The sequence below is a fragment of the Ignavibacteriales bacterium genome (genome assembly GCA_026390815.1).
Lineage (GTDB): Bacteria > Bacteroidota > Ignavibacteria > Ignavibacteriales > SURF-24 > JAPLFH01.
In genome coordinates this window covers 141,147-155,309 of the sequence record JAPLFH010000024.1, presented here as the reverse complement: position 1 = coordinate 155,309, position 14,163 = coordinate 141,147, and the positions used below count along the sequence as shown (strand labels likewise).

15 protein-coding genes are annotated in these 14,163 nt (G+C 35.1%); 7 read left to right on the top strand and 8 right to left on the bottom strand.

Annotated elements, in window-relative coordinates; all coding sequences use genetic code 11:
• Positions 1–204: 204 nt before the first annotated feature.
• Both carA and NTX22_08320 read right to left on the bottom strand, forming a co-directional pair.
• Positions 205–1,275 carry a glutamine-hydrolyzing carbamoyl-phosphate synthase small subunit gene (carA, locus tag NTX22_08325; protein MCX6150511.1) on the bottom strand — a complete coding sequence of 357 codons (1,071 nt, stop codon included), beginning with the start codon at positions 1,273–1,275 and terminating at the stop codon, positions 205–207.
• 249 nt (positions 1,276–1,524) lie between these two features.
• Positions 1,525–1,977 carry a CBS domain-containing protein gene (locus NTX22_08320; GenBank protein MCX6150510.1) on the bottom strand — a complete coding sequence of 151 codons (453 nt, stop codon included), beginning with the start codon at positions 1,975–1,977 and terminating at the stop codon, positions 1,525–1,527.
• A gap of 194 nt (positions 1,978–2,171) precedes the next feature.
• On the opposite strand from NTX22_08320, the gene NTX22_08315 reads away from it, so the two are divergent.
• From NTX22_08315 to NTX22_08300, 4 genes are all read left to right on the top strand, one after another.
• The gene (locus NTX22_08315; GenBank protein MCX6150509.1) at positions 2,172–3,089 is read left to right on the top strand and encodes an ABC transporter ATP-binding protein; all 918 of its coding nucleotides are present in this window, start codon (positions 2,172–2,174) and stop codon (positions 3,087–3,089) included.
• Positions 3,086–4,393 carry an ABC transporter permease gene (locus tag NTX22_08310; protein MCX6150508.1) on the top strand — a complete coding sequence of 436 codons (1,308 nt, stop codon included), beginning with the start codon at positions 3,086–3,088 and terminating at the stop codon, positions 4,391–4,393. Before NTX22_08315 ends, NTX22_08310 begins: the two co-directional genes overlap by 4 nt.
• Before the next feature lie 205 nt (positions 4,394–4,598).
• A complete protein-coding gene (locus tag NTX22_08305; protein ID MCX6150507.1) occupies positions 4,599–5,372 on the top strand; it encodes a dienelactone hydrolase family protein in 774 nt (257 codons plus the stop codon).
• A gap of 24 nt (positions 5,373–5,396) precedes the next feature.
• A complete protein-coding gene (locus NTX22_08300) occupies positions 5,397–5,567 on the top strand; it encodes a hypothetical protein (protein ID MCX6150506.1) in 171 nt (56 codons plus the stop codon).
• Here NTX22_08300 and NTX22_08295 read toward each other — a convergent pair.
• The 5 genes from NTX22_08295 to fbaA all read right to left on the bottom strand — a co-directional run bounded on the left by NTX22_08295 (position 5,555) and on the right by fbaA (position 9,594).
• Positions 5,555–6,928: an alpha-amylase family glycosyl hydrolase gene (locus NTX22_08295; protein ID MCX6150505.1), complete on the bottom strand. Its 1,374-nt coding sequence runs from the start codon at positions 6,926–6,928 to the stop codon at positions 5,555–5,557. The genes NTX22_08300 and NTX22_08295 overlap by 13 nt on opposite strands.
• 121 nt (positions 6,929–7,049) lie before the next feature.
• Positions 7,050–7,721 carry a glycerophosphodiester phosphodiesterase family protein gene (locus NTX22_08290; protein MCX6150504.1) on the bottom strand — a complete coding sequence of 224 codons (672 nt, stop codon included), beginning with the start codon at positions 7,719–7,721 and terminating at the stop codon, positions 7,050–7,052.
• Positions 7,718–8,107: a PIN domain-containing protein gene (locus NTX22_08285; protein ID MCX6150503.1), complete on the bottom strand. Its 390-nt coding sequence runs from the start codon at positions 8,105–8,107 to the stop codon at positions 7,718–7,720. The genes NTX22_08290 and NTX22_08285 overlap by 4 nt, the downstream gene beginning before the upstream one ends.
• A gap of 19 nt (positions 8,108–8,126) precedes the next feature.
• The gene (locus tag NTX22_08280; protein MCX6150502.1) at positions 8,127–8,363 is read right to left on the bottom strand and encodes a hypothetical protein; all 237 of its coding nucleotides are present in this window, start codon (positions 8,361–8,363) and stop codon (positions 8,127–8,129) included.
• A 199-nt stretch (positions 8,364–8,562) separates the two neighbouring features.
• The gene (fbaA, locus tag NTX22_08275) at positions 8,563–9,594 is read right to left on the bottom strand and encodes a class II fructose-bisphosphate aldolase (GenBank protein MCX6150501.1); all 1,032 of its coding nucleotides are present in this window, start codon (positions 9,592–9,594) and stop codon (positions 8,563–8,565) included.
• A gap of 191 nt (positions 9,595–9,785) precedes the next feature.
• On the opposite strand from fbaA, the gene NTX22_08270 reads away from it, so the two are divergent.
• Together NTX22_08270 and NTX22_08265 are read left to right on the top strand one after the other, a co-directional pair.
• On the top strand, positions 9,786–10,445 hold the full coding sequence (locus tag NTX22_08270; GenBank protein MCX6150500.1) for an HAD family hydrolase: 660 nt from the start codon (positions 9,786–9,788) through the stop codon (positions 10,443–10,445).
• Between the two features lie 54 nt (positions 10,446–10,499).
• Positions 10,500–11,291 (top strand): enoyl-CoA hydratase/isomerase family protein, encoded by a 792-nt coding sequence (locus tag NTX22_08265; GenBank protein ID MCX6150499.1) that lies wholly within the window; start codon positions 10,500–10,502, stop codon positions 11,289–11,291.
• Between the two features lie 161 nt (positions 11,292–11,452).
• Here NTX22_08265 and NTX22_08260 read toward each other — a convergent pair whose 3' ends face one another.
• Positions 11,453–12,415 (bottom strand): aldo/keto reductase, encoded by a 963-nt coding sequence (locus tag NTX22_08260; GenBank protein ID MCX6150498.1) that lies wholly within the window; start codon positions 12,413–12,415, stop codon positions 11,453–11,455.
• 155 nt (positions 12,416–12,570) lie between these two features.
• Here NTX22_08260 and NTX22_08255 point away from each other — a divergent pair, with 155 nt between their 5' ends.
• Positions 12,571–14,163 (top strand): DNA methyltransferase, encoded by a 1,593-nt coding sequence (locus tag NTX22_08255; GenBank protein MCX6150497.1) that lies wholly within the window; start codon positions 12,571–12,573, stop codon positions 14,161–14,163.

Sequence of the window (14,163 nt, the reverse complement as noted above, 5' to 3'; positions counted from 1 at the left end):
ATTTTTTTTTCTGCTTCTTGCAAGAGGAATAAATAGAAGAGAATTCAGCTATAATGAACACCAAATTTCGAACAAGGAATTTTGAAGATCAAAATTTTAGCATTTAGTTATTTACAATATTTATTTTAGAATTAACCTCTGCATATTCTTTCCCCTCTCCTTGGGCTTACCTACCAGTAGGAAGGAGCGGGGATAAAGGCGAGGCTACTTTATAGACCTCACGAACATATCGAAAATAAATTCTGTATCATCGGGACCCGGCGATGCTTCGGGATGGAACTGTGCACCAAAGATTGGTTTTGAAATATGAATGATGCCTTCGTTTGTACCATCGTTATCGTTTATAAACCATTCACGCCAATCTTCCGGCAGAGTTTCTGTTTTAATTGCGTATCCATGGTTTTGCGAAGTAATATAACATCGTTTTGTGCCGGATTCATTGCACGGCTGGTTGTGTCCACGATGCCCATATTTTAATTTATACGTGTCTGCACCTGCAGCAAGAGCAAGTATTTGACTGCCAAGGCAAATTCCTAAAATCGGAATGTTGTTTTCGATTGCCCGTTTTGTATTTTCTATCGTTGTCTTACATATTTTTGGATCGCCTGGTCCATTCGAAATTACAATTCCATCAACTTTTTCTTTGGAAAAATCATAGTTATAAGGAACACGCAAAATAGAAATTTTTCTACCAAGGAAAGCTTGAAGAATATTGTTCTTGGTGCCACAATCAACAACCACAATTTTTTTCTTACCTTTGGAATATTCAATCGGCTCTTTTACGCTAACCTCACTTACTAAATCATTTTGATTCGGATCTTCAAAACTAATTTCATTTTCGTCATCAAAAATAATTTTACCGGGCATTGTTCCTTCTTCCCGGAGCTTCCTTGTTAGCTGGCGTGTATCAATACCATAAATCCCCGGAATCATTTTTTCTATCATCCAATCTTTTAAAGATTTTTTTGCATTCCAATGTGAATAATCAAAGGAATAATCCGAGACTATCAAAGCCCGGACATGAATTTCTTCAGATTCAAAATTTTTCGCAAGATCATTTTCTCTTTCGTCCCCTGGTACTCCATAGTTACCAATAAGCGGATAAGTACACACGAGTATTTGTCCTCGGTAAGAAGGATCCGTCATAGTTTCCGGATATCCAACCATTCCGGTATTAAAGACAACCTCGCCATTTGTGTTTTTGGTATAACCAAAGGAATAGCCGGGAAATTCCGAGCCGTCTTTCAAAATTAGTTTTGCTTTAATGTTGTTCACATTCATTTCCTAAATAAAAAAATAGCCACTCTAAGAGTGGCTGTTAAAATATAATAATTATTTCTCCTGTGGAGAACGGTATTTTTCTCTTCTTTAATTTATTTACTGATAAAGTATTATTTTTCAATAAAATTTTTAATTGCCTTTTAGTTTTAATTCATAATTTCTGGTTTCAAATTTAAAGAATAAAGTAAAACAACACAACCGAACCCACAAAAATCCTGCAATCAAATGAACATTCCTGAAATCTTATCCATTATTTGTAATTGATGGAGCTCCTTTTATATAGTGAACCAACTGATCTATCATAAATTCTTTTTTATCAATTAGTGCTTTCACCACATCTCCAATAGAAATTATACCACACAATTTTTCGTCTTGTAAAACAGGAAGATGCCGGACTCGTTTATTAGTCATTAGCGCCATGCATTCTTCTATTGTTTGGTCTATGTTGATATACAAAACATCGGCAGACATAATTTCATTTACAGATGTTTCCCTGGATGATTTTCCTAACAAGGCAACTTTTCTTGCGTAATCCCTCTCGGATATTATTCCAACCAATTCCACACCTTCGCACACAAGTAAAGCACCAATCTCTTTTTCTGCCATTAATTTAAGTGCATCTATAATTTTTACGTTGGGCGAAATAGAAAAAGTTGTTTTCCCTTTAATCTCAAGAATTTCTCTAACCGTATTCATAAATGTTTAGCCCTTATAAATAAGACCAAATTAGTTCTGCTTTATTTTAGCAATTATCCCATAATAAATCAAGTTGGCAGTGGAACAATTTCTGTAAGAGAAACAAATGTAAGACACCATTCGTCATATTAAGTGATAATCATCTTTCATTAATACTTTTTTATTATTTTAGACAAAGAAAAATTTGGGAAAATATGATTCAAATAAAAAGCGTAACAAAGAAATTTCCAACAATCACCGCAGTGGATAATATTTCCCTTGAGATAAAAGAAAAAGAGTTTTTTGGATTGATAGGTCCCAACGGTGCCGGTAAATCAACATTGATGAATTTATTGGTGGGTTATTTTAATCCTGATGCGGGTGAAATTTCAATCAACAATCAGAAAGTTTCTATAGATAATTTAGAGTTACGGAAATCAATAGGATTGGTGCCGCAATCTCTGGCATTATATGATGATATATCTGCGCAAGAGAACCTGGAAATATTTGGCAGTCTTTTTAACATCCCCAAAAATATTCTAAAAGAAAAGATTAAAGACAGGTTAAACTCGGTTGAACTGTATGAGCGCCGCAAAGATAAAGTTAGAACTTTTTCCGGTGGAATGAAACGCAGACTAAATATGATCGCCAGCCTTTTACATGATCCAACTGTTCTTCTTTGCGATGAACCAACTGTTGGTGTCGATCCGCAATCAAGAAACGCAATTTTCGATTTCCTGATTAACTTGAATGAACAGGGTAAAACGATTATTTACACAACCCATTATATGGAAGAAGCCGAACGACTTTGCAGCAGAATAGCAATTATCGATCTGGGTAAAATAATTGCCGAAGGTTCCGTTGGCGAACTTATCCATAAGCTTCCCTATGAACAAACGATCCTGATTAATAAAAACCAAACTACCATCCACCAAACTGATTTGTTTAAACAATTTGGGGATCTGATAGATGAGCAGGACTATTTTGAATTAAAACCGAATGACGGTTTAGTGCTTTCTTCATTTTTTGCCAAGCTGGAAAAAGGTGGAATTGAATATCAATCAATCGTATTAAAAAAACCATCACTCGAAGCTGTGTTCCTGCATTTGACTGGAAGGAGGTTAAGAGATTGAGCGCCATATTATCACTACTAAAAAAAGAATATCGTTTGTTCTGGAACGATAAGGTTGGCATGAGTCTTACTTTTTTGGTCCCCATTTTTTTAATATTCATCTTCGGATCAATATTCAGCGGAAGCTCTCAACCACAGGGAATTCACCTTGCTTTTATTAACAAGAGCACTGCTCCGGTTGCAAAAAAACTTGAACGTACTTTGGACACAATGAAAACTTTTATTCTTATAAAATCATTTACAAACGATGCGGGGAAAAAAGTTAATTTCGATACTACTTCTATTAAAGATTATGTTAGAAAAGGAAATGCTTCTGCGGGATTGGTTATTCCGGAAGATGCTTACACCGATACTTCCTCGGCTCTTAAATTAAAATTTTATTATGATCCGAAGAATGATTTAGAAATACAATTGATTCAAGGTATGCTTCAAAAAACCGTGATGGAAGAATTGCCTTCTATTTTTAATAAAAGCCTGCAGCAGCAATCTAAAAAATATCTTGGCAACGATAAAGGAAATGTTTTTAACAAAGAAATGGCAATTGTAGTTAGCAAGTATTTCAATGTAGATGCTTCGGAGATATTAAATTCCAATTTAAATGATACAGCAACAACTGCAAACGATACTTCGCGAGATTCAAAGAACTTCTTTTCAAATATTCTTCAATTTGAAAAAGAACAATTAGTTGGTAAGGATATAACCAATCCCTGGGCTGCCCGAAGTGTTGGCGGTTGGGCAATGATGTTCTTATTGTTCAGCATAAGTGCATCAGCATCTTCTCTATTTGATGATAAGAAAAGCGGGGTTGTTTTACGAATTCTTACCTCACCGGTTTCCCGTGTTCATATTTTATGGAGCAAATATATTTTCAATATTTCGTTAGGCATAATTCAGCTTTTTGTTCTGTTTATTGCCGGTTCATTTATGTTTAAGCTGGATATTTTTTCAAATGTTGTTAATCTTTTTTTAGTAATTATTGCTGGGGCAACTGCATGCACATCATTTGGAATGATCTTAGCCGCATTCACAAAAACATCTGCACAGGCAAACGGATGGGGCACATTTTTAATTTTAGGAATGAGCGCTATTGGCGGCGCCTGGTTTCCAACCTTTCTTATGCCGGCATTCATACAGTCCATTGGTAAATTAACTTTTGTTTACTGGACCATTGACGGTTTTTTACAAGTACTCTGGAGAAATGCTTCTTTCCTGGAAATCCTGCCAAACCTTGGAATACTTTTGGGAATTGCTGCACTATTAAGTGTTGTAAGTATAATCCAATTTAAGAAGGGACATGTATTTTAATATCCTGTCCCTTCACAATTCTATAACTTGTGGTCAAATTGAAGACGATTAAATCTCCTCTGACATTTCTAATTCAGCCTGCATTTTCAATACCTGTTGAACATTCAGCGCTTCATGGATTCTATAAATATCTGCCGGACAGTAGCCCGATAATAAGGAACAAAATAAACCTCCTTTCTGTTGTAAAATAGAAAAGAAGGATATAATGAAGATGCTTTTGGTTTTGCTTTTGGGACTTTTATTACTGGATCTTAAAGCCCAGATTCACAAAGAATATATTGATTACAAGGAGGGTAATGTTCCGCTTCAGGGTTATCTTGTTTACGATGAATCAGTCAAAGAAAAACGACCGGGGATTCTTGTAGTTCATGAATGGTACGGCTTGAATGATTATGCTAAAATGCGGGCAGAGCAATTGGCAAAACTTGGCTACGTTGCTTTTGCGGCAGATATTTATGGTAAAGGAATAGTTGCTAAATCACCTGAAGAAGCCGGGAAATTAGCCGGTGAGTTTTACAAGGACCGTACAAAATTCCGCAAGAGATTAAATGCTGCCCTGGAAGTTTTAAAAAAGAATAAAATGATAGCCGAAAACAAAATTGCTGCAATTGGATATTGCTTTGGTGGCGGTGGAGTATTGGAACTTGCCAGAAGCGGTGCTGATGTAAAGGGTGTTGTCTCCTTTCATGGAAATCTTTCTACGGCAAATCCTGCTGATGCAAAAAATATCAAATGTAAAGTATTAGTTCTCCATGGCTCCAATGATCCTTATTCTCCTGTTGAGCAGGTGGAAAGTTTTAAAAAAGAAATGAATGATGCAAAAGTTGATTGGCAGTTAAACATCTATTGCGATGCTGTTCATGGTTTTACAAATCCAGCAAATGGTAATGATGCAACCAAAGGTGTGGCATATAATGAAAAAGCGGATAAGCGTTCCTGGGAAGCGATGAAAATTTTCTTTGATGAAATTTTCAAATAACGGGAAATAGATGGATGATGTAAAATGGTTGATGTAAAAACAAAACTTCCATCAACCATCATACATTTCTTCCCATCAGCCGTATACATTACAGCAGACTTGCGAATTTTTTATGGCAGTTCACCTTTAATTACTAAATCGTCTGTTGCTGCATATTTATCAATACCCTATTTGAAATTATTCTACTTAATATAAACCTGGTATTCCCATGGTGTTAGTTTAAAATCATACTGTGCTTTGATGGATGTCTTTATACCAGTGAACAGGTTTTTATATTTATCTTTCATTACATCGTTGGTTAAAGTTACATCCTGACTTTTATCCGATAGATTCAAAACAACCAGCACTTTATTTTTTCCTTTCTCTCTTACAAAAGCAAATATTGAAGAATCATTTGTAGAAGAAATTTTAATCATCTCGCCTCCAGCATTACCATTTAATAATGCTTTGTTCTTTAGCTTAAGGTTGAACAGTGCTGAATAAAAATCTCCAAGCTTGCTGTACTTCCATTCAATAGGATCTTTTTCAAAAAAGCTAAGGCGTTTATTCAATTCAGCTTCCTGTCCGTTATATAGAAGAGGCATTCCTTTAACGGTTGCTGTTAACACAGCACAAGCTTCTACTGCAGCGCCTAATCTTTCAAATTCAGTTCCGTTCCAGGAATTTTCATCGTGATTAGTAATGAATAGCATACGGTAGGCATCAGCGGGATAAGTGTTGTCTTCCTTAAGAAAATAAATATCCAGATCAGTTGCTTTTTTCTTTCCTTTGGCAATATCATTTAATAAATGATACAAATCCCAGCCGTAAGTCATATCAAAAGCTGAATGCATTTCCGGTTTCTCTTCTTCCGCCAACATAAAAACCGGTTTAATTTTATCTAATTCAATCCGCGCCTGATTCCAGAATTCCGTTGGCACCATACCGGCAACGTCGCAACGATAGCCATCAATATCAAAATCTTTCACCCAAAACTTCAATGCATCAGTCATGTATTTCCACAGCTCTTTGTTGTCATAATTTAAATCGATTACATCTGCCCAATCCTTTACTGGAGGCACAAACTTTCCGGCAGAATCTTTTGTAAAAAATTCCGGGTGTGTGTTTGTTAATTCATTATCCCACGAAGTATGGTTTGCAACCCAATCAATTATTACATGCATTCCTTGCTGGTGAATTTTTTGCACGAGCGATTTGAACTCTTCCTTGGTTCCAAATTCCGAATTAACATCTAAATAATCTTTTACAGAATAATAACTGCCAAGCGTTCCTTTCCGGTTAACTTTGCCAATTGGATTAATCGGCATTAGCCAGATAATTCCAACACCAAGTTCTTTTAACCGCGGCAGCTCATTTTCAATTGCCTTAAATGTTCCTTCCTTAGAAAACTGACGGATGTTTAATTCATAGATGGTTTGGTTGCGGCTCCATTCCGGATGTGCAACTGATGTTTTTGTTGATTGTGTAAAAGTTTGATTACTAAAAACAAAAAGGAAAGCCAAAATTAGAAAAACAAAATGTCTTGAAGTTTTTTCTAAATGAAATTTAAACATCATTCTATTCTCCTTTATAAGTAAAAAATCTTAAAATTCTTTTTAAAAATATTGAATTTATAAATGAACTGCAGGAGAAAGTCAGGAATCTTCAGTAAGAATTTGTATTGCCAAAGATTAAAAGTTATGGAATAAATCCTTCGAAAATAATGTTATCGCAAATCCTTTTTGCATTTAATTCTTCTTCTTTTGATTTTGCCGTGTATCCGATTATTGGTTTAGTTTTTTTTAAGATGAGTTTTTCCGGCAAATGGTGAATATTAACAGCAAGAAAATTTGCATTTATAAACGAAGTGTAAAGATCTGCCCGATAAATGGAACGGGAAAGCATTCCGCGGAGTATCTTTGGCGCATTCAGCTTAAACCATAGAACCGTAAGCGGATTAAAAGATTCAATTGCAAACTGTCCTTTGTATTTTCTTAAAATCTTTAGCAAATTTTCTTCAAATCTGCCGGGAAGTAACCGGCTTTTCAATTCAATTAGTAAAGGAACCTTTCCTGCAACAAGTTCCAGCATCTCTTCTACAGTTGGAATTTTTTCCTGTGTGTTTAATAACTTTAAAGATGAGAGAATGTTTTTATTCTTCTTATGAATTGATCCTTGTTCTCCGGTCATTCTGGAAAGGTTAATATCATGGAAAACAGCAATGCTGTTATCGTTTAATAATTGAAGATCAAGTTCTATTGGATAGTTCTTTTCAATTGCTTTGGTAAATGAAAGAAGGGAATTCTCCGGCACAGTTTGGTTATCATGCAAACCACGATGAGCAATTGGAGTTTGTGTTAACCAGTTCACAATAAATATTCAGTTTTTGACGGAATAAAAAAATTCGTAAAACCTCTTTTAGTTAATCCGGTTTTTAATTTTTTATCACTTGTCCATAAAAAAGCTTCAAATTCTATTGCCGCTGCCATAAAGGGAGTATCCGCCTCATCTATATCCTTACATAAATTATAAGCTAACGCTCTGTTTTCCAAAGCTATTTGATATTCTTCAACAAAGGTTATCCGGGATGAAATCATATTGAACATTTCATCAATTTCGGTTTCCTTTAATTGTGATTGCATCAGAAGTTTTCTTTTGTGCTTGAAAATTTCTATTAGAGTAAAATTAGGAGATATAAATTCTACATTTTGATTAAAAAAAATCTTTCGCAGTTTAGATTGCTTAAATAGCAACATTGAAAAAATAATGTTGGTATCAATTACTACTTTTCGCATCTATTCCCCGTAAATATTTCTTTTTGTTCTTTTTCCACCAATTTTGTTTTATCTCTTCCGAGAGATCAACTATTTGTTTGGAAAAATTCCCCCTGGCTACAAGCTCTTCGAACCGAAGTCCTTTAAGAAGGTTATTTATAAAGCGCGGATCAAATACTTTTTTATCTATTTCAATTATTATTTTGTCCCTAGTTGAGTTAATACTTAATCCATCCATTGGTTCACCTTTATTCTAAAACGACTTCTGTTTCATTTGCAATATACAAAAAATATTCTTACAAAGTATTTTTGAGTATAAGTCAAGTAAAGATTATCTTTAAAACAAAAACACGCAGATATTACCACCAGCGTGTTCTATCCATTTTCCTTTTCTTACTCTTACTCTTTTCCATTTGATTAAGAGTACGATGATATAATTATCTTCCTAAAGTTGTTCCTTCAGCCCGCAAATCCCGCACAGCTTGCTTAACTCTTTCCTTCATAGAAGTTTCAGATTTTTTTAAGTAAGTACGTGGATCGTACAATTTTTTATTGCCAACTTCACCTTCAACTTTAAGAACCCCATCATAGTTCTTAAAGAAGTGATCAACAAGTGGGCGTGTAAACGCATATTGAGTATCGGTATCAACATTCATTTTTATTACACCGTACTCAAGAGTCTCCCTTATTTCTTCCAAAGAAGAACCACTGCCGCCATGGAAAACCAAATAGAAGGAAGCTTCTTTTCCATACTTAGCAACAACAGCATCCTGCCCCTGTTTAAGTATAACAGGTTTTAATTTTACATTTCCAGGTTTGTATACACCATGCACGTTTCCAAATGTTGCTGCAAACATAAATTTTGCATCTTTAACTTCAGATAACCTGTGGTAAACTTCCACCATATCTTCTGGAGTTGTATATAATTTTTCTATCGGCGAGCCTTCATTATTCACACCATCTTCTTCACCGCCAACAACACCGGCTTCAACTTCTAAAACAATTCCTAGTTCTTTACATTCCTTTAGAAGCTTTACTGCAATATCCATATTTTCTTTAAGCGGAAGTTCGCTGCCATCAAACATGTGTGAATTAAAGAGTGGCTTTAATCCAGCTTTAACTCTCTTCCTTGATTCTTCAATCAAAGGTTTTAGGAATGGTTCAACTTTTTTAGCGGGGCAGTGATCGGTATGCATAGCAACATTAATGTCATATCTATCTGCAACCAGATGCACATGATTAGCAATAGATATTGCACCAAGAGCGGCATCTTTTAGCATTTGTCCGGATGCAAATTCTCCTCCTCCGGTAGAAACCTGTATAATTCCATCACATTTTAATTCGGCAAAAGCTTCCAATACCGCATTGGCACTAACTTCTGAAGTTACGTTAATTGCAGGATAAGCAAATTTATTTTTCTTGGCATTATCTAGCATTTCACAATATTTTTGATAATCTACTAAGGGCATTCTTTACTCCATTTTTAAAAATTTCTCGGTCAAACTTAACCAATATCTAATAGATTTTCAACGAGGAGGTCTGGCAAGTATTGATTTAAAAATCTTTTGCGGTTTTCAGTCTTCAATTGTCAATCGAAAACTGTACTATTCCAATTGTTACCGTTTTGTTATATTTGGGCTACACAAAATAAAGTTATTCAATGAAGGATCAGGAACAAATTAAAAGCGTAGTATTCGATTTGGATGGAACTCTGATGATGTCCAGCGCTACAATTTACAAGGCTACAATTAAAACATTAGAAGAATTTAATATTACTCCAAATTTTACCGAAGATGAGTTTAATGGAAAAATCGGTCATCACTTTAAAAATATTTTTGATGATTTTAAGGTTGATGTTAGCGACATAGAATATTTTATAGACCGGTACAAAACTTACTATTTTGATTTTATAGATGATTCCAACTTTTTTCCTAATGTAGTTGAAGTGCTCCAAACGTTAAAGGAAAACAAAATACCGGCATCCATACTTACAACTAAAGCACAGGATCAGGCGGATAAAATTATCAATCACTTTGGAATGAGAAGTTATTTTACCATTATAATGGGAAGGCAGGATGGAATTAAAATTAAACCAGCACCGGATGCTTTGCTTAGGATTTGCCGCCAGGTTGGTATACTACCCGCTAATACATTAATGGTGGGCGATTCTGAACTGGATATTAAATGCGGTAAAGCTGCAGGAGCGCAATCCTGTGCGGTAACTTTTGGTTACCGGAATAAAGAGTTTTTGTTGAATGAAAACCCAGATTTTGTTGTTGATGATATTAGGGATCTGGTTGCAATTTTAAAATTAGATTAAAGAATCATCTGAAAATAAATTTTGTTAAATCAGCCTTCAAAAAGCGAGTAATAAATGAAGGAAGAAGGAAATGTACAACTGGAACTTAAGGATGGAATAGGAACCATCACGTTCTTCAATTCAAAAGGTAACTCACTCCATAAATCACTTCTTCACCAGTTAACAGATTCAATAATTAAATTCGGTCAACATTCTCTGTGCAAGGTTATCCTTCTTAAAAGCGGGGGAAGCGGTTCGTTTTGCACCGGCGCCTCTTTGGATGAACTTGCTGAATTAAAATATTATGAAAACAGCAAAGAGTTTTTCCATGGTTTTGCAAAATTAATTTTTGCAATGATAAACTCCGGCAAATTTATTATTACGCGCGTTCAGGGGAAAGCCGTTGGCGGCGGAGTTGGAATTATTGCCGCTTCGGATTATGCACTTGCGCTTGATACTGCTTCTATAAAACTGAGCGAACTTGACCTTGGAATCGGTCCATTTGTAATTTCTCCAATTGTAGAAAGAAAGATTGGGATTGCCGCTTCCAGCGCGATGACTATTGATACAGGCTGGCGCGATGCCGGCTGGGCAAAACACTTTGGATTGTATGCCAATACTTTTTCTACTTTACAGGAACTTGATGAAGCAACAAACCAGCTTGTGGAAAACCTTTCTAAAAAAAGTCCTGAAGCAATGACGCATTTAAAATCTATTTTATGGAACGATAAAGAAGAGTTAAAAAAATTATTGGAAGATCGAGCAGAAATCAGTGCAAAATTAATCCTGTCAAATTTTACTAAAAACTTCCTTGCAAATTTTTTAAGAACACGGTCCACCGGGGACGGGAAAACAAGTATAAAATAAAATTGGAAGAACTTTTCTTTTACTTATATCCGGACTATTAAAATCAACTAACTAATATTCCCCAGATTTCTAATTTCTAATTCCTAATTTCAGATTCCTAATTTCTAATTCCCAATTCCTAATTTCTAATTCCCAATTTCAGATTCCTAATTTCTAACATACTACCACGCATAAGCTTCCGGAGCCTGGTTTCCTGGTCCGGGCCAAATTTCATTTAGCTTATCCAAAATCTCTTTTGATGGTTTGAATTCAAGCGCGGAAATATTTTCATCCAATTGTTCGATTGTTCTTGGTCCAACAATCGGTGCAGTAACTACTGGATTACTTAACACCCAGCTAAGCGCCACAACAGCAGGTTTTTGCCCGATCTCTTTGCACAAGTTTTCGTATTTCTCAATCTGTGGTCTAAGTTTTTCTGCTGATGCCAGTAGCGCGGGTCTTGCCCTTCTTCCGATTTCTGGCTTATCTAAAATTCCACAAAGAATCCCTCCGCCAAGCGGACTCCATGGAATCAAACCTACGCCAAGTGCTTTGCAAGCCGGAATAACTTCAAGCTCAATGTGGCGGTTTCTTAAACTGTAAATACTTTGTTCAGAAATCATTCCCAATAAATTTCTTGCTTTTGCTTTGTAGATTGCTTCGGCAATATTCCATGCGGCAAAGTTACTGCTGCCAACGTAAATAACTTTTCCTTCTTTAACAAGCTGCTCCATTGCCTGCCAAATTTCTTCCCACGGAGTTTCTCTATCGATGTGATGCATCTGGTAAAGATCGATATGATCGGTTTGCAATCTTCTTAAACTATCTTCGCAGGCTTTTATAATATGATATGCTGACAGCTTTGAATCGTTCTGCCAATCACTCATGCCGCCATAAACTTTTGTTGCAAGAACAATTTTTTCTCTGCGCCCGCCTTGTGCAAGGTACCGCCCGATGAACTCTTCTGTTTGTCCTTTGAAAGAACCATAAACATTTGCCGTATCAAAAAAATTTATTCCTGAATCCAGTGCGTGATCCATTATTTTATAACTTTCTTCTTCGGAATTATAAGCGCCGTAGTTCATTGTACCAAGACATAACCGGCTTACTTTTACTCCTGAGCGACCGAGATGAACATATTCCATATTTTTCTCTTATCTAAATTTAATTTATTGATGTAGATTTTGTCTTGTAAAAACCTATTGAAAAGAAAACAGAAAGGCAAGGAAGTAACCGAAAGTTAAATTGAATAAGGCTGGAAAATTTGATAAGTTTAAGCAGAATAAAATGAAAAGAAAAAATGGAATTATTCACTAAGACCGATTTGATTTCAATTAAAGAAGCAACCACTTGGGCAAGTTCGTACATAAATAAAAATGTAACGGAATCCAACGTTTCATATTTAATCCAATATGGAAGAATTAAAAAGTTTGGTGAGAATGGTGGAATAACTATTTCCAGAGCCGAGTTACAACACTATTACGATTCGTATTACGGGAAAAGAGAGATGAATTGGAAAGATAGGCTTGGCGATGATTTGAACTGGCATCTTTCTTTTGAATCTTTCAAAGAAGCAGAAACGACAAAACATGTTCACCGATTGCATCCATATAAAGGGAAGTTTATTCCACAGCTTGTTGAATATTTTTTAGATGACCATACCGACGAATTCAAAAAAGAAGTTTACTTCAACAAAGGAGACATAATTCTGGATCCCTTTTGTGGGAGTGGAACAACGTTGGTACAAGCAAGTGAACTTGGAATACACGCAATAGGAATTGATGTCTCCGCTTTTAATGCACTTATTAGCAACGTAAAAGTGGGTAAGCCTAATTTTATCGATCTCCACAAAGAAATTCAAAATATTACTTTAGCTCTTAAACGGTTTATTACTGATTTAGCTACAATAAAGTTTGAAGCTCGATTAGTTGAAGAGCTTTTTAAATTTAACACTAAATTCTTTCCATCTCCTGAATTCAAGTACAAAGTTAAACGAAAGGAAATAGATGAAGATGTTTATGGTGAAGAAAAAGCTAAAGAGTTTTTACCTGTATTCAAAAAGTTGATAAAAGAATTTGATATAAAGTTAAAGATAGAAAGCCAAGATACGTTTTTAGATAAATGGTACTTGCATCATATCCGTTCAGAAATTGATTTCGCTTTTAATTTAGTAAAGAAAATAAAAAATCCTTCTACAAAAAAAGTTCTAACCATTATTTTAAGCCGAACAATTCGATCTTGCAGGGCAACAACACACGCTGACTTAGCAACGCTGAAAGAACCAATAACTTCTACTTACTTTTGTGCAAAGCATGGAAAGATTTGTAAGCCATTGTTTTCTATTCTTAGCTGGTGGGAACGATATAGCAAAGATACTTTAGTAAGACTTTCTCATTTTAACAAACTTCGTACTGATACTTCGCAATATTGTATTACTGGCGATTCACGTACCATCAATTTGGTTGATGAAATTAAAAAGAAAAATATGATGTTTGGTAAACTTGTAGAGAGCCAAAAGATAAAAGGAATTTTCTCAAGTCCTCCTTACGTTGGATTGATTGATTACCACGAACAACATGCTTACGCTTATGATCTTTTTAATTTTAAAAGAAATGATAAATTAGAGATTGGACCGTTGTGCAAAGGAACTGGAAAAGAAGCCAAGGAATCTTACATTAAAGGTATTTCAGAAGTTTTACTGAATTGTAAAAAATTCTTTGTCGACGACTATAGCGTATTCCTTGTAGCGAATGACAAGAACAATATATACCCAATCATTGCCGAAAAATCGGGGATGAGGATTGTAAACCAATTCAAAAGACCTGTTTTAAATAGAACAGAGAAAGATAAAGGGGCATATTCAGAAATAATATTCCATTTAAAAGAGATATAA

Bases quoted from the DNA above. Each gene is read 5' to 3' on its own strand.
- NTX22_08320 (MCX6150510.1), bottom strand. From the start codon at position 1,977: ATGAATACGGTTAGAGAAATTCTTGAGATTAAAGGGAAAACAACTTTT.
- NTX22_08315 (MCX6150509.1), top strand. From the start codon at position 2,172: ATGATTCAAATAAAAAGCGTAACAAAGAAATTTCCAACAATCACCGCA.
- NTX22_08305 (MCX6150507.1), top strand. From the start codon at position 4,599: ATGAAGATGCTTTTGGTTTTGCTTTTGGGACTTTTATTACTGGATCTT.
- NTX22_08300 (MCX6150506.1), top strand. From the start codon at position 5,397: ATGGTTGATGTAAAAACAAAACTTCCATCAACCATCATACATTTCTTC.
- NTX22_08295 (MCX6150505.1), bottom strand. From the start codon at position 6,928: ATGATGTTTAAATTTCATTTAGAAAAAACTTCAAGACATTTTGTTTTT.
- NTX22_08285 (MCX6150503.1), bottom strand. From the start codon at position 8,107: ATGTTGCTATTTAAGCAATCTAAACTGCGAAAGATTTTTTTTAATCAA.
- NTX22_08280 (MCX6150502.1), bottom strand. From the start codon at position 8,363: ATGGATGGATTAAGTATTAACTCAACTAGGGACAAAATAATAATTGAA.
- fbaA (MCX6150501.1), bottom strand. From the start codon at position 9,594: ATGCCCTTAGTAGATTATCAAAAATATTGTGAAATGCTAGATAATGCC.
- NTX22_08270 (MCX6150500.1), top strand. From the start codon at position 9,786: ATGAAGGATCAGGAACAAATTAAAAGCGTAGTATTCGATTTGGATGGA.
- NTX22_08265 (MCX6150499.1), top strand. From the start codon at position 10,500: ATGAAGGAAGAAGGAAATGTACAACTGGAACTTAAGGATGGAATAGGA.
- NTX22_08260 (MCX6150498.1), bottom strand. From the start codon at position 12,415: ATGGAATATGTTCATCTCGGTCGCTCAGGAGTAAAAGTAAGCCGGTTA.
- NTX22_08255 (MCX6150497.1), top strand. From the start codon at position 12,571: ATGGAATTATTCACTAAGACCGATTTGATTTCAATTAAAGAAGCAACC.